This is a genomic window from Maritalea mediterranea (assembly GCF_021568695.1).
In the GTDB taxonomy this organism is placed as follows: domain Bacteria; phylum Pseudomonadota; class Alphaproteobacteria; order Rhizobiales; family Devosiaceae; genus Maritalea; species Maritalea mediterranea.
Genome location: NZ_JAKGTI010000001.1, coordinates 1,341,496 through 1,367,918, shown reverse-complemented (window position 1 = coordinate 1,367,918; position 26,423 = coordinate 1,341,496). Strand labels below are relative to the sequence as shown.

Sequence of the window (26,423 nt, the reverse complement as noted above, 5' to 3'; positions counted from 1 at the left end):
CAATAAATGAATTAACAATGTTTCATATAATTGAATCGACATATTCACCAAATATGATTTATGAGTACGTTAAGTACGGAGGTCACCTCTTGGACAAGGGTGGCCTTTTTGCCGTGGGCACTGTGATTCAGTGGCACGGTAATGTGCGTGTGGACTGGTAATGTTTTATCAAACGAATGGGGCTATATTCGAATGATAAGCAAAGTAAGGCTATTGTTTAATGTTTGATCCTCGCGAAAAGGTTATCCTGATTATGGATGGAGCGAACCTTTATGCCACAGCTAAGGCATTGGGCGCCGAATTGGACTATCGGCGTATGCTCTCAGAATTCCAATCTCAGGCCTATTTATTACGCGCCTATTATTATACGGCACTGGTGGAAGATCAGGAATATTCCTCGATCCGCCCCCTCATCGACTGGTTAGATTATAATGGTTACACCGTTGTGACAAAACCGGCGAAAGAATACACCGACCATCAAGGTCGGCGCAAAATCAAAGGTAATATGGACATTGAAATTACCATTGATGCGCTCGACATGGCGGACAATTACGACCATTTGGTCCTATTTTCCGGTGATGGTGATTTTACAGCGCTTGTTGCGGCTTTGCAGCGCAAGGGCAAAAAGGTGACTGTGGTGTCAACAAAGGCCACCTCCACCCCGATGATTTCGGACGATCTTCGGCGGCAGGCGGACTATTTTATGGACATCGCAGATTTGGCCAAGTCAGTGGGTCGCGACACTTAAGTGTCTCGCCCCTAACGGCCATTCAATGCAGCGTTGAGGTTAGATTTTGGTCGCGACAGATCCCGCTCCCAATTGCAGCAAATGTCCGCGGCTGAAATCTTTCCGCAAACAGGCACAGAAAAAATATCCAGACTTTTTCAATGCCCCCGTGCCCAATTGGGCGGCGGCGCGTCCGCGCGTCATGGTGGTGGGCATGGCCCCTGGCATGAAGGGCGCCAATCGGACCGGGCGTCCTTTCACCGGCGACTTTGCGGGCGATCTTTTGTTTCAAACTCTGATCCGGCAAGGCTTTGCAGCGGGCACCTATGGGCATGACGCCCAGGATGGACTCAGCCTGATCGACTGTGCCATCGTGAATGTGGTACGCTGCGTACCGCCGCAAAACAAACCCACCGCGCAAGAGGTGAACAATTGCCGCCGCTATTTGCAGGCAACGCTTAAGCATTTTTCAGAGGTTGAGGTGTTTGTCACCCTTGGTGGCATTGCCCACAATGCATTTTTAAGCTGCTTTGATGTGCGCAAAAGGGATTATCCGTTTGGTCACGGCATTAAGCATGAACTGCCCACGGGGCAACGTCTGCTCGCCAGTTATCATTGCTCACGTTACAATGTGAACACCAATGTGCTCACGCCGGAAATGTTTGATGAGATTTTTAGGCGCGCCAGGCAATTATTAAGCGATTAGAATCGCTTAGCCCATCTCTTTCAACAATCGATTCTTCTGACGTGACCAGTCGCGCTTTTGCTCGGTCTCACGCTTATCGTGTTGCTTTTTACCCTTGGCAATACCAATGAGCAGCTTGGCGATTCCGCGATCGTTAAAGTAAAGCTTGAGCGGCACAATGGTTTGCCCCTGCTTTTCCACCGCGGCCATCAAGCGGCTCATTTCCCGCTTTTTCAACAGCAATTTCCGGCGACGGCGTTCATTGTGATTAAATCGGTTCGCCTGCAGATATTCAGGAATGTGCGAGTTGATCAGCCAAATCTCACCGCCTTCCGGCGTGGCATAGCTTTCCGTGATCTGTGCTTTGCCATTGCGCAGGCTTTTCACCTCAGTGCCTTCCAGCACCAACCCGGCCTCCATTGTATCGAGAATTTCATAATCAAAGCGGGCGCGGCGATTTTCCGCCACGAGCCCAGTGCTTTTCAATGAATTTTTCTTCTTGGGAGCCATAGGAATGATTTAGTTGATCAGGCCGGCATGAATCAAGGCTTCATCCACGGCCAGCTTGGTTTTTGCCGTTATCGGCGAGAGCGGCAGCCGTGTATCGGCATTGCACAACCCCAACCGTTCTGCCGCATATTTAACCGGCACCGGGCTTGGGTCCATAAACAAGGCTTTGTGCAAAGGCGCTAGGCGATCCTGAATCGCGAGTGCCGCCTCATAATTGCCATCCAACGTGGCTTGCTGCATTTCTGCGCAAAGGCGCGGCGCAATATTTGACGTGACAGAGATGCACCCGACCCCGCCATGGGCGTTGAACCCGAGCGCTGAAATATCTTCGCCAGACAGCTGTACAAAGTCAGGGCCCAGAACATGCCGCTGGTTAGACACCCGCGCCATGTCGGCTGTGGCATCTTTCACGCCCACAATGTTCGGGCATTCGTCGCGCAAGCGCTTCATGGTGTCCACTTCAATATCCACAATCGAGCGGCCAGGGATATTGTAAAGAATCATCGGCAGCTTGGTGGATTTTGCAATGGCACAGAAATGGGCAAACAAGCCATCCTGATTGGGCTTGTTGTAGTATGGCGACACCGAAAGGATCGCGTCGGCCCCTGCCTCTTCAGCAAATTCAGCAAAACCAATAGCTTCGCGCGTGGAATTGGACCCTGCCCCGGCGATCACCGGCACACGTTTGTTGGCCGCCTCGACACATATCTTGATGATCCGTTTATGCTCTTCATGGCTCACGGTCGGTGACTCACCCGTGGTTCCAACCGGAACCAATCCAGACGTGCCTTCATTGATCTGCCAATCGATGAAGCGTCTAAATGCGGCTTCATCGACTTCGCCGTTATTGAATGGCGTGATCAATGCGGTAATTGAGGCGCGAAACATCCCTTCACATCCTTTTTTCGTTTTATTCGTTGGCATGTTGACACCATGTTGGCGCAAAAAGGTCAAACTTTTTCCGCGCTTTGAGCGCAGAAAGACCTGAGTTGCGCACCATAATGAGCTGAAAAGATGGCAACAAGCCCTGTTTCACTGAATGGGTAAATCATTTTGATTAAAAATGTATCTAAACCAATCATTCACCTAAATGGGCTAGACTTTGTTCATAGGTCCGGCAGCCCGAAAATGCCGTCAAAAATTGTATCGCGTTATTTGACAGGTTTTAAAATGCTTCTCCCAAGCACAGCTTCGTTTCGCCAATTTATCGCCCCTAGCCGCATGGCCCTGCGCGCGCTGTTGATGGGCACGACACTCTTGGTCGGTGCGCCGCAATTGGCGCAGGCACAAGTTCATATTGATCCTGTCACCACCAGTTCGACCGGCGGTGCTGGCGCGGTGATCATGCAAGGGGCAAAGGGCAGTCAGCAATTTCAAAATGCACTGGATGCGCTTCGTGACGGAAACTACGCGGCGGCTTACAATGCAGCCCGTGGTTTTTCAAACAATGTGGAGCGCCGGGCAATCCAATGGGCAGCGATTTATTTTGGCAAGGATGACATCGACCACAATACAATTTTGCGTTTCCAAGCCGATGCGCCGCATTTTGCCACGGCAACGACCTATAAAATCCGTTTGGAGCAATCGCTGCTTAAGCGTGATCTGTCTTATCAGGAAATCATCCAGCTTTTGGGCGGGGAGATGCCGCAACTGGTGGATGCGCAAATCGCGCTCGCAGACGCCTATGTGCAGGATGGGCAAGTGGCGCGCGCGGGGCGCATTATTCAGCATGTTTGGGTGAACAATTTTCTGGATCGCGCGACCGAACAAGATCTCTATCGCCGCTATAAGGGGCAACTGACCAATGCGGACCATTGGGCGCGCGCCAACCGGCTGCTGATGCATGATCGCGCCCGCGCTGTGGAACGGATATTCAATGAGTTTACGCCGGCGCAACAAAGCCTGTTGCGAGCGTTTATCGCCGTGGCGCGCAAGGACAATAGTGCGCAATCCCTGCTTGACCGGGTTGATCCCCAATATCGCAGCCACAATCTGTTTCACTGGGCGAATGCCGAATGGGCGCAATTGCGCGGATCCAATGCGGGCGCCGTAGCACACCTAAACCGCGCCGCGGGCGACCTGCCTGAAAGCCATTTGTGGTGGTATAAGCGCCGCTATCTGGCGCGCGAACTGCTGGAAGCAGGCGACAAGAAGAACGCCTATCTGGCCGCTGCTGGCTATACACATGGCCCAGAAGGCCGTGTCGTAGATGCCCAATTCCATGCCGGTTGGATCGCATTGCGGTTCTTGGGGGATGCCGCTACAGCTGCCAAGCACTTTGAAAAAATGGCATCGTTGTCCACTCTGCCCACATCCATCAGCGAATCCCATTATTGGTGGGGACGCGCGCATGAGGCGAGGGGCCAGATCGAGCTGGCCCGCGCCAAATATCAGCGCGCTGCCAAGCATGACGATTATTATTACGGTCAACTTGCTGCGCACAAACTGAATATCCAAGAGATCCAACTCTCGCCCTTGCCCGCCTGGCGCGACGCCGAGCCTGGGTTTAACCAAAGAGAGTTGGTGCAGGCTATTCGACTATTTGAAGGCAACAAGACGTATGGCTTTGCCCGCCCTCTTGTCCGCCGATTGATTTATCAGGTGAAAGCGCCCGGTGAAATGTTGCTCACCGCCCGTCTGGCGCAGGATATTGAAGCGCATGATCTGGCGATCCTGATGGCGAGCATTTCCAGCAACCGCGGCGTTGACCTTGACTTGTTCGAGTTCCCGAAAGACGGACTACCGCGCAATCAACTGGCCGCAGTGGATGCTGCAGCGGTTTATGCGGTTGCGCGACAGGAAAGTCGATTTGACCGCACTGCGCAATCACATTCCGGCGCATTGGGCTTGATGCAATTGATGCCGGGCACTGCAAAAGAGACAGCAGGCAAACTGGGCTTGAACTATTCCAAGTCACGGCTGACCAGTGATCCGTCCTATAACGCCTTGCTCGGCTCTACCTATTTGAAGGCTCAGTTGGAACGATATGACGGATCTCTTGTGCTGGCAGCGGCGGCTTATAATGCGGGCGCGGGCAATGTAAACAAGTGGCTGAAGCGGTTCGGCGACCCTCGGTCTGGCAAAATTGATGTGGTGGACTGGATCGAACTCATCCCCTTCACCGAAACAAGGGGCTATGTCCAGAAAGTCTTGGCCAATTATCAGGTCTATCGGGTGCGCCTTGGGGACAGTCGGTTGCGGTTGGCCAACTATCTGATGAAGATCGATTAATTGGACCTGCTCCTTATTGTCCGATAGACGGAAAAGCTGATATATCCAAACTATGGACCAGTTACCCGCGCAGCAGGCTAATTCAGAGCCGCCCGTTCACTTGCTCACTTGTGGGGCGGGCGCGCGCCAAATTGCCTATCACGTCCAAGGGGATTTTGATGATCCTCAAAAATTGCCCCTCATTTGTCTGGCAGGCTATCAACGCAACATGTCGGATTTCGCCGCATTTGCGGATCAGTTCTCCAGCTTTGCCAAGCGCAACTGGCCCATTATCCGCGTCGATCTGATTGGCCGGGGCCACGCCCGCAAGGAACGTCGCCATCGCCCCTATTCTACCCTGCAAGACGCCTCCGACATGGCCGAGTTTTGCCGCGCTCTGGGCATTGATGACGCCATTTGGTTCGGCCAGGGCCATGGTGGACAAGTGATTATGGCTTTGGCGGCGCAGCACCCCAGCGTGATCGCTGGTGCCATCCTTTGTGATGCCGGACCCATTATCAATGCGCGCGGTTTGGTGCGTTTACGCAACAATCTCGCCTATCTCAGTAAATTGCGCGGTCAGAACGCCATTCGGGACTCATTGCGGCGCATTTTGCGTGTGGATTATCCCAATCTCGGCGATGGCACGTTGGACCAAATCGGTGCACGCACCCATGTGCCAACCCCCAAAGCGCGGCTGGAACCGCGGTTTGACATGCGGCTGGCAGATCAACTCAATGCGTTTGACAATGACGATGTCTTGCAGGCCAATTGGCACCTTTTTGATGCCCTTGGCAAAATGCCCATTCTATTGATCCGCACTCAACATACAGATTTGCTGCGGGCGGAAGTGTTTCAGATGATGTGCAAGAAACGCCCCGAAGCGCTGAACTACGAAATAAAAGGTGAAGGTTCACCTGCCCTTTTAGAGGGTGCCGATGAACTGGGTGTCATTGCTGACTTTGTGTTACACACCTGCAAGTGGCACAAGAAGCGCGGCTAGGTTGCCGCGCCGCCTGCTGCAATTTATGCCGTGTCGGCTTTTGCCAACGCTTTGGCCTGTTTCACCCATTCTTCGCGATCGATGCGTCCTTTGAACGACAGTGCTTCGTCCATCGTGTTCACATCTTTTCGCTTCCAAGAGGCAATCTGATCGAAATGATAGATGCCCTTTTCATTCAGAATAGTCTCAATTTTCGGCCCGATGCCTTTGATCTTTTTCAGATCATCTTTCTTCCCATCACGCGGCGCTGACAAGAGTTCGGGCGCATCCTCGGCCTTTTTGGGTGCGGGTGCTTTGGCCGCTGTTTTCTTGGCGGAGGTCTTGGCCTCCGCCTTCTTCGCAGGTGCCTTTTGGGCGGGCTTTTTAGCAGGCGACTTTGGTTTGGCAGCAGGCGCTGTTTTTTCCACCACGGACTCGCTGGCGGATGACGTTACAGGTGCCGAGGATGGCGCATTTTCATTTGTCGCGCTCTTTTCGGCTTCCCGGTTTGGCGGGGTCACATTCGGCGCAGGTTCAGATGCAGTCTCGTTCCCTGTCGTCCACCGTCGCAGATAATAACCGATCAAGCAGCCTAAAAGAAAAAAGGCCAGCATCAACAGGACAATTTCGATCAAATGTGGTGTCATCATGTCCTCCTGATCACTCTTTATTCTGTTCAACGGAAACGCTGAACCAGCCGGTTAGTATGCCGATAATCAATGCTAGGCCGAAATATAACCAATATTGTGAAATCAGAAATCCAATGGTTTGGAAAAACATCTGACCCTCCCTTTTTTCAGCAATCTACTCCAGCGAGGGCCGCACTGTAAACACAATGCGACGGTTCTGCGCTTTTCCGACGCTGGTGTTGTTGTCAGCGATCGGCAACGTCTCACCAAAGCCAAGCGCATAGAGGCGTGTAGCCTCAACCCCCATTTCCACCAGTTCGCTCACCACCGTTTCAGCCCGTTGCACAGACAAGGACAGGTTGACGAGGTCATCACCATCCGAATCAGTGTGCCCCTCAACCTCAACAATAGACTGCGGGCAATTGGCCAATTCCTCTGCGATCTGTTCCAGAACTGTTCGAGATCCTGGCGTTATACGGGCGCTGCCAGATTGGAACAAAATTGCCTGCTCGGCAATTAATTGTTCCACATTGGCGTTGCACAATTTGTGGGCTGGCGGCATGTCGATGGTCACGCGTGCGTTGGACAGACTGCCGAGAGATGTCGTCAATTGGTCTTCCGCCGCAAAGCTGTTTGCTTTGGCGGTAATGGTCCAGTTCCCATTTTCCAATTCTGCCTCGCCACTTTCGGCGGCAGACAACGCTTCGGTGATGGTGAGTGCCTCAGCCAAAAAGCGCTCGGGTGCGCCTGCACTCGGCTCAACGTCCAGGCGTGTCGCATCGCCCAGGCTCAATTCGAGCGCGTAGCCCGCGGCCGCGTCGGGCACATGCCCCGAAACAAAAACACCATCTGCAGTTTTGATGATCTGAGTTTCAAATTCTGGTTGCGGCGCGTCCCGCTGCTCTAGGGGCGCAGCGGCATCGCTATCCGATTCAGTGGCCGCCGGCTTCTCATCCGTCTCTGGCTGGTCAGCCAAATCCGCCGTTTCATTTTGCAATTGATCTTCCGCGACAGCGCCATCACTTGGCGACGCATAAGTCTCTTGTGTCGAGCTCGTTTCGTCGCTTTCAGACGACACATTTTCTTCCATGGTTGCATCCGAAGCGGCGGCGGCAGCGTCATCATCCTCTGCAGTTTCAGCTTCAGTGGCTGTTTCAATTGTGTCCGTCTCGGCTGCCCCCTCTTCGGCAAGGCCTTGATCATCTATCGGTTGTTCATTCACTTCATTTGAAGCGTTCTCTTCACCTGCGTCTTGGCCAGCATCCAAGGGCGCTTCGCCGTCTACGGATGCGGCATCGACCGTTTCTGTGGCAGTCGCTGCAGGCGGTGTTTCATCTGCCGCCTCCACCTCTTGGTCAACAGCGGCCGCCTCTTCTTGGTTGCTCGCCTCTGCGTCGGTTATGGTTGCATTTTCAGCAGATGAAACAACTTCTGCCTGCACTGGTGGTGTGTTTAATGTGGTATACCACGAGCCAAGTGGCCCGTTTTCAACCATCAGCTTGACGGCAGACATTACGGCGCGGTCGGGCGCTTCACCCGAGATACTCCACTGTCCCCCCGCGTGAATAATCTCCCCGGAATTCAACAGCTTGAGGGCGTCCACACCCAATTGAATCATGTTATGAAATTGGTCGCGTTCGGGCAGCAAATTGTCCTTGGCAACCGGCAAATCATTGGCCTGTTCCCAATAGGTTTCATCAGCCAGATAGCCGAACCATTCAAATTGTCCCGCCTCATCTTTTTGAAGTTGCAGCGACAGTTCTTCGATAGGCGGCACAATTTGTACATCCACCAGATAGGCATCGCTCGCGGGCGCTAAAATATTGAGAATTTGCGCCAATAGCTCGTCGGACGGCGCACGACCGATAAGTGACCATTGGCCATCAACCAAGCTTAGCCGCCCGGCATCGAGTTTGGTAAGCGCCTCAAGGCCGATCTCAGCATGGTTCGCGAACTGGTCCGGGGCGCCAGCTCCCAATTGCAGTTGGGCCCGCCAACCATATTCATCTGCCCATTGGTCGATCAGGTTCTTTGCGGGCGCATAACCATTGGCTGACAAGTCGCCGTTCAGCATTTTTTCCGCAGAGAATAAATAGGGGGCCGCCACTTTCGGTGGGGAGCTGATGTCAATTGACCAACGTTCCTCATCAAAACCGGCGGCCTCGATCTGTTCAAGCAGGTCCTGCTTGATTTCGAAGCTGCTGGCTTCGCCGGCCAAAACCCATTGCGCGCCGGTAAACGCCAAGGTGCCCTGCTCTAACCCCGTGAGAATAGAGTTTCCAAGCGCAACAAATTCTTCGAATTGTGCGGGTGCGCCAGGCGCAATCTCCAATTCAAGCGTCCCCTGGTCTGCCAGATTGGTCAGCATGGCTTCGTCAGGCACAAAACCTTCAAACACGCGGGTACCATCTTCTCGTTTTCTAGCTGTAAACGTGAAGGGCTCTTGCGTCGCTGTCTCCGCCTGAGCAACCCGCAACACATGGCCCGTTTGTTGAATCACTTTATGAGGAAATAATTCTAACGCGTTGTTTTGACTAAAGAGTGTTTGGTCATACTCTGCACGCGTGGACCGCACACCATCGTGGAACGGGTTGCCCGATAAGTTCATCTCAGTGTCAACGGCTACAGGCCTCAGTTCGATCCCATTATGCGACGATGCCGTCGCACCGCCAGTCGTAACTACACTGACTGCACTGATGACAAAATACTTCACCCACTTCACAAGCAATTTCCCCGCAACATTAGTTATCGCACGACCTCGGCCTCATTTGAAACAAACCCCGAGGCAAGGCGCACCCTTCTCGACGCCGGAGTGTAATGCTTCTAATTGAAAGAACCAGATATTTTTTCGACTAATCAGCCTAATATCGCCAATTTTTCATAAAAAAAGGCCCGGCAGATGCCGGGCCTTCCACATTGAAAAGTCGGTAAGACTTATTCGAATGCTTTAGAGAATTCAGCAGTCACACGAGTGTCGTCACCGTCTGTGTCAGCTGTCAGACCGATAGAGGCGTCATAGCCACCACCTGGTGCCCAAGCCAACTCAGCAGAAATGTCTGTGTCGTCAGTGCTTGTACCAGTTACGGTTGTGATCACATGCTCAACACCGAATGTCGCTGTCAAGTTGTCAGAGACGTCTGCTGACATTTCAGCAGCGAATGACTGTGTGTAAGTATCTGAAACTGAGTTGTCGACGCTGTCGTACATGTAAGCTGCAGTCAATGAAACACCGTCAGTTACATCTGCACTACCGCTAAGCTCTGCCCACCAACGCTCTGTTGCTGCGCTCTCTGCACCGGCTGCTACAGCCAAAGTGAACATATCGAAGGTGTACTCAGAAGCACCCAAAACGGCCCACATGTTTGTTGTGCCATTGTCTTCGAACCAAGCAGCTGCGCGCAACTTCAGTTCGTCAGTAGCGTTGAATGTTGCACCTGTGTGAACAATCCAAGGGCTCACGCCATCACCATCACGCAAAACGTCATCAGCAACAACTGTAAAGTGAGCTGTACCCCAGTCCTGATCGGCAGCAACAACACCTACCAAAGAACCAAAGTTACCACCGCTGTTGGCGCCTTCAAGGTGCTCAAGACCGACAGAAACAGAAACACCGTTACCAACGTCGTGCGACACTTGGATCACGTGACCACCGATGTTGTATTCACCACCTGGGAAGGTGCGGCCATCGATGTCGGCAAACCCAACTTCGAAGTAGCCAAATGACTCGTCGTCATCTTCATTGGCGATTGAGCCAGTGTTACCAGCAGTGATAACAGTTTGGTCACCAATAGAAACAAACGCTTCTGTGATACGAACATCGTCAGATGTTGTCAAACCGTCTTCTTGCTCCAAGGTCACAACAGCTTTAGCAGGACCGAAGTCACTGTCTGCTGTAGCTTCCATGGTGAATTCCCAACCGAACTCTGAAGATGAATCGTCATCATCGTCTGGGCCAGCTGCATCATAGCTCAAGTCATAAACGAATTCATAAGAAACTTCGCCAGAGAACTTCAAGCAGTTGCTGTCTGAAGAAACTGTCAAACCAGTGATGCCGAGCAATGAACATGTGTCCAAAGCAACGCCGATTGGATCAGCGGCCATTGCGCCTGAAGAAAGCGCTACAGCTGCTGCAGAACCGAGAAATAGGCTCTTAATTTTCATAGTACTGACCTCCAAAATCAGTTTGTTTTTCATTTTTGCCGGTTGTTCCGGCTGTTTGTCGAAACGCGACCACACTTATGAGGGTGTGTTTGACGTCGCATTCGCGACCGACAAACGATTCCATGCATGGATTCGCAAGACACAAACTACCCATGAAAGGAAAACATACAAGTTAAGATTTCAGTTTTTGGCGCGTGAAATGTCTGTTCTGCTGACCATGTTGCATTTTGGACACAATTTGTGCACTCCCGCGTCAAAATTATGGTGATTTTGACCAAACCTCGGCGTGCATCGATCCTATCCTGTTGATTATTTTAACTATTTATACACCATGAATTCGATTAAGAGCGTTTTTTTCTTCGGGACCCGCTGACGTTGTGCCAGCCATCAGCGCGCTCGAGACATTGTCCTATCGCTTTTAGCTCTGGGCTGGAAGCTATCGTCTTTTTGGCGCACTGGCATCCAACATTAGTTCGCTGTTCCCGCCACTTCCATGTGGAAATGTGGCAAAGGTTTTTAATTGGTCTTTAAAACACTTGTTTCATTGAGATAAGACAGGCACTGTGAAAGAACCAACCCAACACGACTTGCGCCTGTCGTCAGGCGACCTTTCACGGAGTTCCTTATGTCACCCTCAATTTTCGACGATTTCCAACTCACCGGCCAGCGGGCGCTCATCACCGGCGGCAGCCGCGGCCTTGGACGGGAGATCGCACTTGCCTATGCTGATGCGGGGGCCGAGATCGTGTTGGTCGGGCGGGGCGAGGCCAGCTTGCAGCAAACTGCTGCTGACATTGCAGCCAAAGGGGCCAAGGCGAATGTGATTGTGGCAGACATCACCCTGCCCGCAGAATGTAAGCGCGCGGCAGAAGAGGCCCTTGCCCTGCCAGGCGGCGTTGACATTCTGGTCAACAATGTTGGAGGCCGTAAACCCAACACAACAATAGAAGAAACCAATGATGATGAATGGCGCGAAGGTTTTGCGCTTAATGTCGATCATTGCTTTTTAATGACTCGTTTGATCGGGCAAGCGATGATTGCCCGTGGTAAAGGTGGACGCATCATCAATATGGGCTCCATTTCCGGGATGATCATCAATCAGGGCGTGGCGGGTCGCCATTATGAAGCTGGAAAGGCGGCGATCATTCATTTCACCAAGGCGCTGGCCGTCGATTGGGCGCAATATAATATCAATGCCAATTGCATCAGCCCCGGCCTGTTTATGACAGAACCTAATCAGGCCTGGACAAAGAAAGCGCCAGAGGCCATCGAAAAATTCGTGTCTTGCACCCCGATGGGCCGCGCTGGTATTCCGCGCGAGATTGCGGGCCTCGCCCTCTATCTCGCCTCGCCGGCCTCCAGCTATGTCACCGGATCCAACTTCGTGATCGATGGTGGGTATACGGCTTGGTAAACACGCCAAAACACCGGTTGCGCGCCGGCCAATGAGATTGTTGAAGCGCCCAACCCCTCATCGGCTTGCCCGACGAAACGGCCTTATAAATTGAGTCGAAATTCTTATGTAAATATTTGAAAATACGGAATTTTTGAGGAAAAACGACCCCGAAGTTTAGACCGGTTCTAAACAGGAAAAATTTTTCTGAATTTATACCTATTCCCACAAAACAGCGCCGAAAAAGTCGGTTGGGTTATCATATTCTGATTCAAATGAATCCTTTAACACTTTGTTTTTAAAGCACTATCTAAAAGGCCTTTGCTCTCTGATCGTCATTCCAAGGCAAATTTTTAAAGTAGACCATTTAACTCCAGTTAATATTGCGCCCTTTCGCTATATATGATTATTAAACTCCAATTATGCAGAGGCACGATTGTGAGGTTCATATGCCGCGCACAGATATTGCGATGGAAAGAAAGCTAGAAACACTTTTGCCGCAAATCAATCGCGACCATAGTGCCTTTGCACCGCGTTTTTCGCTGCAGGTGGTGGGCGGTGAAGCGCAGAATATTGGCGCGATCACGCCAGCGCAATTGCCTTATTACTTCAAACTGGCGACGGCCAAATATGAAAATGCGGACGCCAAAATGGGCGCGGCATTCTGCCTGGGGCGGCTCTCCTGGGCCATGCTGCGGCCGTTAGCCGGCTATGCGCTAAACGAATTCTGGTTCGCTGGCACGGATCTGGCGGCGTTCGAATTGTCTATGCGTGAAGTTCCGTGGCAAAAACAGGGTGAAAGCGGCGTATTTCAGGCGATCGACATTGCTCTGGATGGCAATGGGGCGGTTTGGCACGAGCGCTCCGCGGACCCTTATACAATCGCTGATTTCGCCACCCAGATAGAGGCCTTGTTTGCCCCGCTGGTTGAAATGCACCATCAACAATCCGGTCTGGCGCGCCCCGCCCTTTGGCGGTTGGTGGGCGACAGTCTGGCCACCAGCCTGCTGATTCAGGGCGAGAATTTCGGCTGCCTCAAGCACGCTATTTCCATAGGCGAGCAGATTTTGCAGCGCAAGGGCACCAAGCTCTATTCAAAACAGTCAAACTTTATCGAAGTGAAGCTGCCTGAACGCCCAGAGATTTCAGAATGGTTCCGCAAACGCGGCGGCTGTTGCCGCTATTACACGGCAGATGGCGGCGAATATTGCTCCACCTGCGTGCTGCGTGACGAAGACAGCATGATCGAACGGCTGCAAAACCATCTGCGCAGCAAATATCTCGGCGAAGAAGCCGCCTAACCCCAGTCAAAGGTCGCACAACAAGATCCGCTAAAGCGGACGAAAGGAAGAAAATGAAAAAGACAATTGCGATGATGTTGGTGTCGTGGGCTCTGGCCACACCGGCTTTGGCCACCCAAACACGTTCTTTCACAGATGCGACCGGCACCGAAGTCGCCGTGCCCATCGATCCAAAGCGCATCGTGGCGTTGCATGACACCTCAATCACCGTGGCGCTTTTGGAACTGGGCATTGTGCCTGTGGGCAGCCATGGGCGAACTAGGGGAGACAGCGATCCCTATATTCGTTCCGGCGCACTGGTCACCGGCTATGATTTTGGCAATAGCGACATCGAGTTTGTCGGCAATCTGCCTGCAGATATTGAAAAGATCGCCGCCACCAAGCCGGATTTAATTTTGACCACCAATTGGCAAACCGCCGATATTGACCAGCTGCGCAGCATTGCGCCCACCTATGTGTTCAATATCGACACTACGGATGATTTTGATGTCTACGCCAAAATTGCGGAGGTCACCGGCACCACAGACCGGTTGGAAAAGCTGAAAATCCGCTATCAGACACAATTGGACACACTGAACAGCCTCACCAACACTGGCGACATCAATGTCAGCGTTATTCAGGGCTATAATGGCGAATTGCTGATCTGGAACACCTATGGGTCGCTGGGCAAAGTGCTGCGCGATGCAGGCTTTGCCTTCCCTGGCGTCGTCAATCAGATTGAAGGCAATGGCCGCGTCAGCTTCTCAGGCGAATCCTATCCCGAATTCGATGGCGACTTTATTTTTGTGACTTATCGCCCGAGCCGTGGCGAAACGCCGGAAAGCGCCCGCGCAGCCCTTGATGAAGTTCTGCCCAACTGGTGCGAGCTGCTGCACGCGTGCCGCAACAATCAGGTGATTTACCTACCACGTGAGGTGGCCTCTTCCGCCACCTATGATTCCTTGTTTGCCCTGGCTGAAATTATCGGCAGCCATGTGGTGGGCCGGTCTTATATCCCCTTTGAAAAGAGTGAATAAATGAAACAGCTTATAAGGCACCTACTCGTCGCAATTTTGGTTCTCAGCGCCACAACACTGGCCAAAGCACATGATTTTCCGCTGACCATCGAGCACAAATTCGGCACGACCACCATTGAGAAAAAACCGCAACGCGTCGCGTCCATTGACTATGCGGGCGCAGATGATTTGTTGGCGCTGGGCATACAGCCGGTCACCATCCGCTACTGGTATGGGGATTATGAAGAAGTGGTGTGGCCCTGGGCGGCACCGCTTTTGACCACAGAACCGACTGTTTTGCGCGGTGACCTTGACTTTGAAGCCATTGCCGCGGCCAAGCCTGACGTGATCATCGGCCTTTGGTCCGGCATCAGTGCGGAGGACTATGAGCGTTTGAGCCTGATTGCACCAGTTGTGGCTGTGCCCAAAGGCGTGGGCGATTATGCCCTGCCCTGGGATGAACGGGCGCTGATCACCGCCCATGCAGTGGGCAAGGAAGAGCTGGGCCAGCAAAAGGTGCAGGATATTCGCGATCAACTGGCTGAGGTGAAAGACAGCCACCCTGATTGGGTTGGTAAAACTGTCGCCGTGGCCACCGCATGGGATGGCACGCCCGGTGTATACGCCTCGAACGACATTCGCCCCTTGTTGATGAGCAATATGGGATTCGTCACGCCGCAAAAGATTGACGACGCGGTGGGCGATGCATTCTGGACTCAATTGTCCCCGGAAGACTTGTCACCGCTCGACACCGATGTGCTGATCTGGCTGTCATCAGACGGTAATTTTCAGCCGATCCTCGATTTGGCGGCACGTCCTTTCCTTGCGGCGGTCAAGGATGGCCACGAGGTCTTTTTGGGCAAAGAGGTGACCGGGGCTTTCTCACATGCATCGCTGCTTAGCCTGCCCTACACCATTGACCGGCTTGTGCCGACGCTGGAGGCCGCGCTTGATGGCGATCCTGCAACACATGCAGATGACCGGAACTAACCAGAATGGCGGGCTTTTGGCCCGCCATATCCAATGGAGATAAGCTATGGCCCACACAGCAACCGAATGGGTTGAAAATGACAAGGTGAAAGTGTTGCCGCTGGTGCCGCAGCCAGCAGCGGAAAAGGCTTGCGCCCTTCGCGTTCAACGCCTCACCGCGGGTTATGGGGACTCGCCCATTCTCAAAGACATCGATCTGGAGGTGCCGGAAGGCGAAATCACCATTCTGGTGGGCCCCAATGGCTGCGGCAAATCCACCTTGCTCAAAACCATGGCCCGGATCATCACCCCCAGCCACGGCACCGTCATGCTGAACGGTCAGAATGTGCACCAAATGCCGACGCGGCACGTGGCGCAGCAAATGGCGTTGCTGGCGCAAGGGCCGATTGCCCCGGAAGGTCTGAAGGTGCGCGAACTGGTGGCCCAGGGCCGGTTTCCGCATCAAAGTCTTTTGAAGCAATGGACAAAGGAAGACCGCGAGGCCGTCGATTGGGCGATGGAGGTCACCAATATTGCCCAATTTGCCGAGCGGCCCATCGATGCCTTGTCCGGTGGCCAACGCCAGCGCTGCTGGATCGCCATGGCATTGGCGCAGGAAACCGATCTGGTGCTGTTGGACGAGCCGACCACCTTTTTGGACCTGAAGGTGCAGGTGGATGTGATGAATTTGCTGACCCAAACCGCCAATGAAGCGGGCAAAACCTTGGTGATTGTGCTGCACGAACTTAATATCGCTGCCGCTTATGCCGATAATCTGGTGATGATGCGCGGTGGGGAGATCGTCGCTCAAGGGGCTGTGAACAGCATTTTCACCCGCGAAAATCTGCGCGCCGTGTTCGGTCTGGATGCGCGGGTTATTTTTGATGCGGAAGCGGGTCGCCCCATCTGCATGCCCAATCTGAACGGCTAACCGGATAAGCCTTTATGATCTTGAGACGCGTCGGCGAAATGGGACGTTTTAGCGTGATGGCTGCGGTCATCGCGCTGTTCTTTGCGTTGCATATATCCATCGGCGCCAAAGCCATTCCCGTGGTCGATGTGTTTACGGCGCTGATCGCCCGCGACGAGACAGTGTTCGATCATATTGTGGTGTGGGACTTGCGCATGCCGCGGGCCTTAATCGCCATGGTCGTCGGGGCGGCGCTGGCGGTTTCCGGCGCGTTGATGCAGGGCATCACCCGCAATCCCCTGGCCGATCCGGGGCTATTGGGCCTGTTGGCCGGGGCGTCCTTCGCCGTTGTGGTCGGCTATGGCCTTTGGGGCAGCGCCATTGTGCCGATCATGCCGCTTGTCGCTGCGGGCGGCGCGTTAGCCGCGGCGGCCCTTGTGTTCTGGATTGCCACCGCCGCGCCGGGCGGCGCACGCCCCCTCACCCTGATATTGGCCGGTGCGGCCATTTCCGCCTTTTTGAGCGCGGTGATCGCGGCGGTGCAATTGCTGGATCAGGAGAATTTTGAGCAATTGCGGGTCTGGCTCACCGGCACCATCAGCGGCAACCGCATGGACTATATGGGCTGGTGCCTGCCCTGGCTCGGCCTCGGCTTTCTCGCGGCTCTGGCCGTGGCGCGCCAGATCACCTCGCTCGCCATGGGCGATGAAGTGGCGATCGGTCTGGGCGTAAACGTTGCGCAAGTCAAAGTTTTGAGCCTTGTCGCCGTGGTCAGCCTCACCGCCTCTGCGGTCACCCTGTCCGGCCCGCTGGGCTTTATCGGGCTGGTGATCCCCCATGCGGTGCGCCTGTTTGTGGGCACAGACTATCGTTTTGTTGTGCCTTATTCAGCGCTCGTTGGTGCCGCCTATTTGTTGTTTGTGGATATTGTGGCGCGGGTAGCGCTGGCGCCGATCGAGATTTCCACCGGGCTGGTCACCTCGCTTTTGGGCGCACCCTTCTTTGTTTGGCTGGTGAGGGCAAAATTATGAAGCCCGACCTGATTGTTCGCACACCTAACCAACGCCTTGCCCTGCGCTTGCCCGTGCGCGCCATTTGGGCGCTTGTCGGCGTACTGGTGGCGCTGGCATTTGTGGTTGGGCTGTCATTGATGATGGGCAGCTATCCGCTGTCCGCCAGTCAGGTACTGCATATTTTATGGCACCAACCCGCCGATAAAACCGGCACCACCATTGTTTGGGAATTTCGCTTTCCCCGGGCGCTGGTCTCCGTTATGGTCGGCGCTTTGCTGGGTCTGTCCGGGGCGACTTTGCAAAATGTCACGCGCAACCCGCTGGCTGACCCGTCATTGGTCGGGGTGAGTCAGGGTGCAGGCTTTGCCGTGGTGGCACTCACCATTTTGATGCCGGAAATGAGTTATTTTTATCGGCCCCTCTTTGCCTTTGCCGGGGCGCTGGTGGTGGCCTTTATCATTCAAACCATGTCCACCGGGCGCAGCGGCGGCTCTACCATGCGCTTTATTCTGACCGGTGTAGGGGTTGCCGCATTCATCTCGGCGGGCACCTCGGCGCTGTTGACCTATGGTGATATCAACCGCGCCACTGCAGCTCTGGGTTGGCTCGCCGGGTCTGTCCATGCCTCCGGTTGGGATGATGTCTGGCTCACCACAGCCTGTCTCTTGGTACTGTTGCCGATTTTGATGTGGGCCAGCCGCCCGATGGCCGCCATGCGCATGGGGCCGGAAACCGCGACAGGACTTGGCGTGAGCGTGTCTCTGGCCCGTTGGGGCCTGATCACCCTGTCGGTGACGCTGGCCGCCTTTGCCGTTGCGGCGGTGGGGCCGTTGGGCTTTGTGGGGCTGGTTGCGCCGCATGTGACGCGGCGCCTCACCCATTCGGGCGTCGGTTTGCACCTGCTGATCACCGCCGGGGTTGGCGGCTTGCTGGTGGCAGTGGCCGATTTGTTCGGTCGCACGGCCTTCGCGCCAGTTCAGATCCCTGCCGGGCTGGTCACCGCCATGATCGGTGTGCCCCTGTTTGTGTGGCTGATCGTGCGGCAACAGGCCCGGTCGGAACTTTGATTTACGTCTGCCTGAAATGATGGCGCAAGCCGCGGCTGAGGCCGGGGCTGAAGATGCTCATATGGGTTTCCCCCTCTACCACTTCGCTGGCCACGCTGAGCTGACCCGGCTTTTTGTCCTGCAAGGCGTCCACAAATGCCTGCATATTGCTCACCATCTTGGCATTCGGGTCCTGCGCTTCTTCACCGCTGCCCACGCTCAGATGCAGCGCTTTTGGACGACCAGGCCAATTGGCCTTATCGATCTGCTTCAGCACATATTTGTCGGCCCACCAGACAGAGGGGCTGATGGCGATATAGCGATCAAACAGATCGGGGGCCTGCAGCAGCGTGTCCAGCACAAACAGCCCGCCCAACGAAATGCCAGCGATGGTGCGCTCATCAGCATTCACATCAAAACTCTCGGCCAGCCAGGGCAATAGCTCGTCGCGGATCATGTCGCGAAACTGTGCAGCCCCGCCGGTTTTGATGTTATCCTCCCATTTAAAGGGTGGCGGTGCGGCGCGCATCATGGCTTCATAGGCCTCGTCAGCGCATGGGGTGAGATCACGGTGGCGGATTTTATGATGCTCGGCCTTTTCGCCCCGCCCGCTCACTTCATAGCTGATCCCGACAATACATAGTGGTGGCGGGCCACCAGGTTCCATGCCCATGCCGCGGGCCAGCCCGGCGGCAGCGGAAAAGCATTGATTGCCATCGGGCACAATCAACAGCCCCGGCTTGCGCCCATCCGGCGCGGGCATGGAGGGCATGGCAATATCAATCAAAAACGTGCCGCCCACTTTCAGCGACTGAAAATGATAACGTTCACTGCCCAGCACAGGTGTGGGGCCAATAAGGGTCGGATGCGGTGGAATTTTGGGCATAATGTCTCCTTTAAATTCACGAAGACAGCATGGCGCAAGTTGCGAATTGTTCAACTCTTGAACTGGGTTTTGTTTGCTCTACATGTAGACATGCAGAGGTGGTCGGGGGCGTCTATACACCACCGACCACCTTTTTATTGCTTAAACCTTTAAGTTTGCAGGATTTTAGACCTCAATCGGCGTCCACGCCGCATCATGCTCAGATGAACGAATGGCCGCGTCGATAAACTGCATGCCCAGCAATCCGTCTGCCAACGTGGGTAAAATGCAGTCTTTTGTACGCCCGTTCCGGATCAAATCGGCAGCTTCTTTGTAGATGGTGGCGAAACCTTCCAAATAGCCTTCCGGATGCCCTGGCGGCACGCGTGTTTGGCCTTGGGTCCATTCAGATGTGCCGTGTCCACCACGCGTCAATAAGCGTTTCGGCTCGTTCAGCGGGGCATACCAAAGCTGGTTCGGGTTTTCCTGTGCCCAGCTCAGCCCGGCCTTTTCGCCATAGATCTGAATACGCAAGCTATTCTCACTTCCCGGTGCCACTTGTGTGGCCCACAAATAGCCCTTTGCGCCGGTGGCATAGCGCATCAGCATATGGGCATCATCATCCACCAAGCGGCCTTCGACAAAGCTGGTCAGGTCGGCCGCCAGTTTTTCAGGCGCTTCGGTGGTGATAAAATTGGCCAATTGCATGGCATGGGTGCCAATGTCCGCAATGGCGCCGCCCTTGCCGGATTGTTTCGGGTCAGACCGCCAAGCCGCCTGCTTATTGTCGGGATCGGTAATGGCTTCACTCATCCAGTCCTGCACATATTCCACATTCACGCGCCGCAGCTTGCCCAGCGCCCCGCTTTGTACCAAATGCCGCGCCTCGCGCACCATCGGGTAGCCGGAGTAATTGTGGGTGAGCACAAATTCGGCTTTGCTGTTTTTGCCAATCTCCGCCAACGTCACCGCTTCAGCCAGCGCCGAGGTCAGCGGCTTGTCGCAGATCACATTGATGCCCTGCTCCAAAAAGGCCTTGGCCACGGGGAAGTGCATATGGTTGGGTGTCACAATCGACACGGCGTCGATACCATCTTCACGCGCGGCTTCCGCCTTGGCCATCTCGTTAAAGTCGGTATAGGCACGCTCCGGTGCAATGCCGAGCTGCGCGGCGGATTGCTTTGCATTGTCCGGCTTGGACGAAAGCGCCCCCGCCACCAGCTCAAATTCATCATCAATGCGGGCGGCAATGCGATGCACAGCGCCGATAAAGGCGCCCTGGCCACCGCCAACCATGCCCAGTTTCAATCTTTTGTGCATCGCGTGGCTCCTATTCTATGCCCAGCATGTCTTTAAGGGTTTGGCGATCCGTCTCCGCGCCGGCAAAATCGTCAAAGGCTTTCTCTGTCAGTCGGATAATGTGGTCAGAAATAAAGGGGGCCCCTTCGCGGGCACCATCTTCTGGGTGCTTCAAACAACACTCCCATTCCAGCACTGCCCAGCCGGTATAGCCGTGGGTGGCGAGACGCGAAAAGATGCCGCTGAAATCCACCTGTCCGTCACCAAGGGAGCGGAACCGCCCGGCCCGGCTCAACCAGGGCTGATAGCCGGAATAAACGCCTTGCCGGCCCGATGGATTAAACTCAGCATCCTTCACATGGAAGGCGGTGATGCGCTCATGATAAATGTCGATAAAGTCGAGATAATCGAGTTGCTGCAGCAAAAAGTGCGAGGGATCATAATTGATGGTGCACCGCTTATGATTGTTCACTTTTTCAAGGAACATCTCAAACGTAATTCCATCAAACACATCTTCGCCCGGGTGCAATTCAAAGCCGATATCCACGCCCTGTTCGTCATAGGCGTCAAAAATCGGATGCCAGCGACGCGCAAGTTCTGAAAAGGCTTCATCAATCAAGCCATCCGGCCGCTGTGGCCAAGGATAAAGATAGGGAAAGGCCAGAGAACCGGTGAAGGAGACCGTCACATCCAGCCCCAGATTGCGCGAGGCCTTGGCGGTTTTCACCACTTCGCCGGTGGCCCATTCCTGCCGGGCCTTGGGGTTATTTTGCACCTCAGGCGGCACAAAGCCGTCATATTGCTTGTCGTAGGCGGGATGCACGGCTACCAACTGGCCCAGCATATGGGTGGACAGCTCGGTGATCTCTACGCCATTTTCGGCGCACATGCCCTTGATCTCATCGCAATAGGTTTTGGAACCGGCGGCCTTGTCCAAATCGAACACGCGCTTGTCCCAAGCTGGCACCTGCACGCCTTTATAACCCAGATCACCAGCCCATTTAGAAATGGCATCCAGACTATTAAAAGGCGCATCATCGCCCAAGAATTGCGCCAGAAAGATCCCCGGCCCTTTCATTGTGTTCGCCATTATGCAACTCCCATGTCGATTGATCCTCTGCCGGGATCATAAGTGAATTGTGAAAAGTCGGCGGTTGCGCCGCGGCCTGATGTGTCGAACGCAGCCATGCCAACATAATTTCCGGTAAAGGAGGAGTGTTCACCACGCCCACCCTCATCGCTGAGCACCCACGCATCGAGCGTCGGGCCAATCTTTTGCCATTGGCCGCCTGCAGGACGCCAATAGAATTGCAGATGCTCAAATTCTGTGGCGAGGCCGAGCTCAATTTCGCTTGCATCAACGTGCAAATCCCCATCCAGCGGGAAACTCAAGCGGCATTCAGGCCAATCGCCTTTACAGCTCAATATCGTCAGCACGCGCCCCCGCGCCTGGTCCTGGCTCATGGCCAAAAAGTGGAACTTATGCCGGTTGTAATAGGAAATCAGACCCGCATTCTGCTGATAGTCGTCCGGATCAAAGCGCATAATGGTGGTGACGTGGAACTGAAAATGCTCCTGCCGACGCGCGACCAGCGCTTGTTCAAACCAGCTGCCGACGCTTTCGCGCCCAAACAGGCGCAAATGGCCTTCGCCCACCTCAAAAAGCCGCTCCGGCTTGGGCGAGCGCAGCCATTGAAAATCGATCGGCAGACTGCCGTCAAAATGATAAGTGATTTTGGCATCTGGGTCCTGCGCACGCTCGGCCCACGGCGCGTCAAGGGTTGGGTCCGGCAATTGGGTGCCGTTTGCCAGATAGAGCCAGCCATCATCGCGCCACTCGCATTTGGCGATGCCCGTCTCCCGCCCCATGGGGCAGTTTTTCCGGTTGCTCGCATGATGGCGCTCAATCGGGCGGCCCATCAGAAAGGTATGATAGAACTCACCATCGGGTGTTTCCACCAATTGGCCATGCCCCACCCGCTGAATTTTTGATTCAGGATGGTCCTTGGCCGTCATCACATGGGTTTGCGGGTGCAGCTCATAAGGGCCGGTTATGGTTTTCGCCCGCGCCAATGTGACCGCATGGTCATAACCGGTGCCACCTTCAGCGGTGGTCAAATAATAATAGCCATCGCGCTTGAACAGATGCGGCGCTTCGGTCAAACCATGGTCGCTGCCGCGGAAAATATTGGTGATCTCGCCAACCAACTTGCCCTGTTTTGGGTCAAATTCCTGCAACAAGATGCCGTCAAAGGCTGCATTTTTGGGGTGGGCCCAGGGCACATCGCTGCGATGGTTCCATTTCATATTGGCGAACCATTTGCGCCCGTCATCATCGTGAAAGAGCGTGGGGTCAAAGCCGGATGAATTGGCATAGACGGGATCAGACCATGGCCCCTCGATCGAAGGGGCGGTCACAATATAATTATGGGCATCCTTAAAATTGCCGTCCAGCCGTTTCACATCGGTGTAAACCAGCCAGAACAGCCCATCTGCGTACGACAAACATGGGGCCCAGATGCCACAGCTATCGGGATTGCCGCGCATATCGAGTTGGCTTTCCCGCTCCAGTGGCCGTTTGACCAGCTGCCAATTCACCAAATCCGTCGAATGAAAGATCTGAACGCCGGGAAACCATTCAAAAGTTGACGTCGCGATGTAATAGTCGCTCCCTACCCGACAAATGGAGGGATCAGGATTAAAGCCGGGCAATATAGGATTGCGTATCATATTCATCGCGACGTCTCTTTGTTCGAAATTAGGCCATCAGGGCCTTAGCGGCTTCAGGACTTAGCGCCTCTGGCCGCTCACACGTGGTTGTCATCGCCACAAACTGACCGATTTCACCCGAACGGAGCACACCGAGCATGACGTCCACCACATGCAGCGCCAGATTAAGCGAACAGCGATAGTCACGACCCTTGATAATGGCATCTGCCATATCGGCCAGTCCGACAGTGCGGTAGTTCGCATTCTCATCTTCATTGGGCTTGGCGAAGGGGTGAGCCCACATCTCGACCGGTTTGATCTCGCCGTCGGATTTAGCCATTTCCACCTCGCCGCCAAAGAAATTCGGGTCCGGGACAAACAGGCTGCCTTCGGCGCCATAAAGCTCCATGTTGGCGTGACGGTGGGCCCACACATCCCAGGAATTTGACATTGTGATCGTCGCGCCATTCTCGAATTCTAGCAATGCGTGAATGTTTGTCGGGGTATCCACAGGCACCTGTTCGCCCTTGCGGTCGCCACTGCCAATAGTGCGGGTGTCCGATCCCTTAGAGGCCAAAGCGGCCACCCGTTTCACTGGCCCGATAATGTTCACCAGATTGGTAATATAATAGGGTGCAAGGTCCAGCACGGGTCCACCACCGGGCTGGAAGAAGAAATCGGGGTTGGGGTGCCAATCTTCCATGCCATGGCTCATGACATGGCAAGATCCTGCAATCACCTTGCCGATTTCGCCTTGGTCGATCAGATGGCGTGCCAATTGGTGTGCGCCACCCAAAAAGGTGTCCGGGGCACTGCCGACATATAGATTACGCGCGCGCGCAATTTCGGCCAGTTTTTTGCCTTCATCAACGCTCAGCACGAACGGTTTTTCCGAATAAGAATGCTTGCCGGCTTCCAATATCCGCTTGCTCACCTCGAAGTGCGCTGCCGGAATGGTCAAGTTGACCACAATATCAATATCATCGGCGGCCAACAGTTCATCAATGGTCAAGTCACGCAAGCCGAATTCGGCCGCTCGGGCAGCGCTGGCGGCTGGATTTAGGTCTGCGCAGGCGAGCACTTTGATGGATTTATACATGGGCGCAAGCCGCATATAGGCGGCAGAAATATTACCGCATCCAATTATGCCGACACCAAGTTGTTCAGTCATAGCACCCTCTCCTAAAGCTTGCGGATATTGTTGATCGAATTTTGGGCAAAGGCGAAAGCATCGGCTGGATTATCGTGCTCAACGCAAAAGATCTTCGCGTTTGTTTTGGTGCGCACTGCGTCCAGAAGGGCCATCCAGTCCATGACGCCGTCACCCACATCGCACCAGCCATCCTGATCTATATTTTCGCCTTCGGGCGCACGGTCCTTCACATGGATTGCCGTGAGGCGATCAGCATATTTCTCAATCCAATTCATGGGGTCTTCCCCCCCCACATGAATCCAGGCGATGTCCGCTTCCCAATCGATGTCTGGTGCGCTCTGAAGAATGATGTCCATTGGCATCTGGCCGTCACCCAACTTTTCAAACTCAAAATCGTGGTTGTGCCAGCCAAAAGCGACATTCTCCGCTGCCAGCTTTTCGTTTACCGCGCTCAGGCGTTGGGCAAACGCGCGCCAGCCCGCTGCATCATTCGGCCGTTTTTCCTCTTCTAAATAGGGGCTGAACACGCGCTTGATGTTGAATCTTTTGATCAAAGCGACGCACTGATCATAATCATTTTCAAGTTGTTCGATGCCGAAATGGGCAGAATCCATGCGCAACTTGTTGACGCTCAACCATTTTGCCAGCTCATCAGGCTGTTCAAAAACACCGCCATAACCCTCGACCTGGGCATAGCCATATTTCGCCAACGCAGCAAAGACATCGCTCCAAGGCTGAAAATCGCGTGCGCTATAAAGTTGAAAACTCAAATCCATACTTAAAGTCCTTAAACTCGTTCTTCTGTTTGTTGGTCGAATATTGAGGCGTAGCGGGGGTCCATCCCCACCAGCAGCGGGTCGCCCGCCGCCACTTTCGCCTGTCCATCCGTGCGAATGCGGAAATCAACGCCTTCGATCTTGGTCCAAATCAGGGTGTCGGAGCCCATTGGCTCGACAATGTCAGCAACGGCTTCAACACACAGCGGAAGCTGGCGCGCTGCTTCGCCCAACACCACATGTTCCGGGCGATAGCCGAACCAGACTGGACCATTAACAGGCCCGTCGGCAAACTCATAACCCTTCAGGTCAACGTCCAAATTTCCAATATTGATCGTTCCATCCTTCTTGGCCTGGCCTTCAAAGAAATTCATGGCCGGCGAGCCGATAAAGTCGGCCACATATTTGTTCGCGGGACGGTTATAAATTTCATCTGGCCCCGCCAGTTGTTGGACCAAGCCATCGCGCATAATCGCGATGCGATCAGCCAAGGTCATGGCCTCCACCTGATCGTGGGTTACATAAATCATTGTGTTCCCCAACTTTTGGTGCAGGCGTTTGATTTCGACCCGAAGTTCGGCCCGCAGCTTGGCATCAAGGTTCGACAGCGGTTCGTCGAAAAGGAACACATCCACATCGCGCACCAATGCCCTGCCGATCGCAACGCGCTGGCGCTGACCGCCGGATAAAGCGCCCGGCTTACGATCAAGCAGCGGTTCGATTTGCAGTATTTCAGCCGCGCGCGCCACCCGTTCCTCAATTTCGGGTTTGGGCAAACGGGCATTTTTTAGCCCGAAGCTGAGATTGCCTTTCACCGTCATTTGCGGATAAAGCGCATAGGATTGAAACACCATGCCAATCCCTCGGTCGCTGGGTTCTGCCCAGGTGACGTTCTTGCCATTGATAAATATCTGGCCGTCACTCACATCCAGCAACCCCGCAATGCAGTTGAGCAAGGTGGACTTACCACAGCCCGATGCGCCCAAGAGCACAAGAAATTCGCCCTCCTCAATAGACAGATTGAGTTGCTTGAGCACATTGACGCTGCCGAAATTCAGGTCAAGATTTTGAATAGAAACGCTGGTCATGA

Annotated in this window: 23 protein-coding genes; 11 read left to right on the top strand and 12 right to left on the bottom strand. The window is 54.2% G+C overall.

The window, feature by feature from the left end; genetic code table 11:
- Nucleotides 1-220: 220 nt before the first annotated feature.
- Both L1I42_RS06605 and L1I42_RS06600 read left to right on the top strand, forming a co-directional pair.
- The gene (locus L1I42_RS06605; protein WP_236113691.1) at nt 221-748 is read left to right on the top strand and encodes a LabA-like NYN domain-containing protein; all 528 of its coding nucleotides are present in this window, start codon (nt 221-223) and stop codon (nt 746-748) included.
- A 46-nt stretch (nt 749-794) separates the two neighbouring features.
- Nucleotides 795-1,433, top strand: a complete 639-nt coding sequence (locus L1I42_RS06600) for a uracil-DNA glycosylase (protein WP_236113690.1) — start codon at nt 795-797, stop codon at nt 1,431-1,433.
- A 6-nt stretch (nt 1,434-1,439) separates the two neighbouring features.
- Here the strand turns inward: L1I42_RS06600 and smpB are convergent, their stop codons facing one another.
- On the bottom strand, nt 1,440-1,922 hold the full coding sequence (gene smpB, locus L1I42_RS06595; protein WP_236113689.1) for an SsrA-binding protein SmpB: 483 nt from the start codon (nt 1,920-1,922) through the stop codon (nt 1,440-1,442).
- 9 nt (nt 1,923-1,931) lie between these two features.
- Nucleotides 1,932-2,810: a 4-hydroxy-tetrahydrodipicolinate synthase gene (gene dapA, locus L1I42_RS06590; protein ID WP_236113688.1), complete on the bottom strand. Its 879-nt coding sequence runs from the start codon at nt 2,808-2,810 to the stop codon at nt 1,932-1,934.
- Between the two features lie 282 nt (nt 2,811-3,092).
- On the opposite strand from dapA, the gene L1I42_RS06585 reads away from it, so the two are divergent.
- Nucleotides 3,093-5,153 (top strand): lytic transglycosylase domain-containing protein, encoded by a 2,061-nt coding sequence (locus L1I42_RS06585; protein ID WP_236113687.1) that lies wholly within the window; start codon nt 3,093-3,095, stop codon nt 5,151-5,153.
- A 52-nt stretch (nt 5,154-5,205) separates the two neighbouring features.
- Nucleotides 5,206-6,135: an alpha/beta fold hydrolase gene (locus L1I42_RS06580; RefSeq protein WP_255768565.1), complete on the top strand. Its 930-nt coding sequence runs from the start codon at nt 5,206-5,208 to the stop codon at nt 6,133-6,135.
- A 23-nt stretch (nt 6,136-6,158) separates the two neighbouring features.
- On the opposite strand, the gene L1I42_RS06575 is transcribed toward L1I42_RS06580, so the two are convergent.
- From L1I42_RS06575 to L1I42_RS06565, 3 genes are all read right to left on the bottom strand, one after another.
- Entirely contained in the window at nt 6,159-6,761 is a 603-nt protein-coding gene (locus L1I42_RS06575; RefSeq protein WP_236113685.1) for a helix-hairpin-helix domain-containing protein, read from the bottom strand.
- 157 nt (nt 6,762-6,918) lie between these two features.
- Complete coding sequence (locus L1I42_RS16360) at nt 6,919-9,243, bottom strand: OmpA family protein (protein ID WP_236113684.1); 2,325 nt, start codon at nt 9,241-9,243, stop codon at nt 6,919-6,921.
- Between the two features lie 434 nt (nt 9,244-9,677).
- Entirely contained in the window at nt 9,678-10,904 is a 1,227-nt protein-coding gene (locus L1I42_RS06565; protein WP_236113683.1) for a porin family protein, read from the bottom strand.
- A 625-nt stretch (nt 10,905-11,529) separates the two neighbouring features.
- Between L1I42_RS06565 and L1I42_RS06560 the strand changes: the two genes are divergently transcribed.
- The 7 genes from L1I42_RS06560 to L1I42_RS06530 all read left to right on the top strand — a co-directional run bounded on the left by L1I42_RS06560 (nt 11,530) and on the right by L1I42_RS06530 (nt 18,552).
- Entirely contained in the window at nt 11,530-12,318 is a 789-nt protein-coding gene (locus L1I42_RS06560; RefSeq protein ID WP_236113682.1) for an SDR family NAD(P)-dependent oxidoreductase, read from the top strand.
- Nucleotides 12,319-12,746: 428 nt separating this feature from the next.
- Complete coding sequence (locus L1I42_RS06555) at nt 12,747-13,598, top strand: (2Fe-2S)-binding protein (RefSeq protein ID WP_236113681.1); 852 nt, start codon at nt 12,747-12,749, stop codon at nt 13,596-13,598.
- A 53-nt stretch (nt 13,599-13,651) separates the two neighbouring features.
- Nucleotides 13,652-14,614 (top strand): ABC transporter substrate-binding protein, encoded by a 963-nt coding sequence (locus L1I42_RS06550; RefSeq protein WP_236113680.1) that lies wholly within the window; start codon nt 13,652-13,654, stop codon nt 14,612-14,614.
- Nucleotides 14,615-15,583, top strand: a complete 969-nt coding sequence (locus L1I42_RS06545) for an ABC transporter substrate-binding protein (RefSeq protein WP_236113679.1) — start codon at nt 14,615-14,617, stop codon at nt 15,581-15,583. It abuts the gene before it with no gap.
- A gap of 46 nt (nt 15,584-15,629) precedes the next feature.
- Entirely contained in the window at nt 15,630-16,493 is an 864-nt protein-coding gene (locus L1I42_RS06540; protein WP_236113678.1) for an ABC transporter ATP-binding protein, read from the top strand.
- 14 nt (nt 16,494-16,507) lie between these two features.
- Nucleotides 16,508-17,503 carry a FecCD family ABC transporter permease gene (locus L1I42_RS06535; protein ID WP_236113677.1) on the top strand — a complete coding sequence of 332 codons (996 nt, stop codon included), beginning with the start codon at nt 16,508-16,510 and terminating at the stop codon, nt 17,501-17,503.
- Nucleotides 17,500-18,552: a FecCD family ABC transporter permease gene (locus L1I42_RS06530; RefSeq protein ID WP_236113676.1), complete on the top strand. Its 1,053-nt coding sequence runs from the start codon at nt 17,500-17,502 to the stop codon at nt 18,550-18,552. The genes L1I42_RS06535 and L1I42_RS06530 overlap by 4 nt, the downstream gene beginning before the upstream one ends.
- Nucleotide 18,553: 1 nt before the next feature.
- Here L1I42_RS06530 and L1I42_RS06525 read toward each other — a convergent pair whose 3' ends face one another.
- The 7 genes from L1I42_RS06525 to L1I42_RS06495 form a co-directional block, all read right to left on the bottom strand.
- Complete coding sequence (locus tag L1I42_RS06525) at nt 18,554-19,417, bottom strand: alpha/beta hydrolase (protein WP_236113675.1); 864 nt, start codon at nt 19,415-19,417, stop codon at nt 18,554-18,556.
- A gap of 165 nt (nt 19,418-19,582) precedes the next feature.
- Complete coding sequence (locus L1I42_RS06520; protein ID WP_236113674.1) at nt 19,583-20,716, bottom strand: Gfo/Idh/MocA family protein; 1,134 nt, start codon at nt 20,714-20,716, stop codon at nt 19,583-19,585.
- Nucleotides 20,717-20,726: 10 nt separating this feature from the next.
- Entirely contained in the window at nt 20,727-21,785 is a 1,059-nt protein-coding gene (locus L1I42_RS06515; protein WP_236113673.1) for a sugar phosphate isomerase/epimerase family protein, read from the bottom strand.
- A complete protein-coding gene (locus tag L1I42_RS06510) occupies nt 21,785-23,425 on the bottom strand; it encodes a glycoside hydrolase family 43 protein (protein WP_236114183.1) in 1,641 nt (546 codons plus the stop codon). The genes L1I42_RS06515 and L1I42_RS06510 overlap by 1 nt, the downstream gene beginning before the upstream one ends.
- 28 nt (nt 23,426-23,453) lie before the next feature.
- Nucleotides 23,454-24,575: a Gfo/Idh/MocA family protein gene (locus tag L1I42_RS06505; protein WP_236113672.1), complete on the bottom strand. Its 1,122-nt coding sequence runs from the start codon at nt 24,573-24,575 to the stop codon at nt 23,454-23,456.
- An 11-nt stretch (nt 24,576-24,586) separates the two neighbouring features.
- Nucleotides 24,587-25,333, bottom strand: a complete 747-nt coding sequence (locus L1I42_RS06500) for a sugar phosphate isomerase/epimerase family protein (protein WP_236113671.1) — start codon at nt 25,331-25,333, stop codon at nt 24,587-24,589.
- An 11-nt stretch (nt 25,334-25,344) separates the two neighbouring features.
- Nucleotides 25,345-26,421 (bottom strand): ABC transporter ATP-binding protein, encoded by a 1,077-nt coding sequence (locus tag L1I42_RS06495; protein ID WP_236113670.1) that lies wholly within the window; start codon nt 26,419-26,421, stop codon nt 25,345-25,347.
- Between the last annotated feature and the right edge of the window lie 2 nt (nt 26,422-26,423).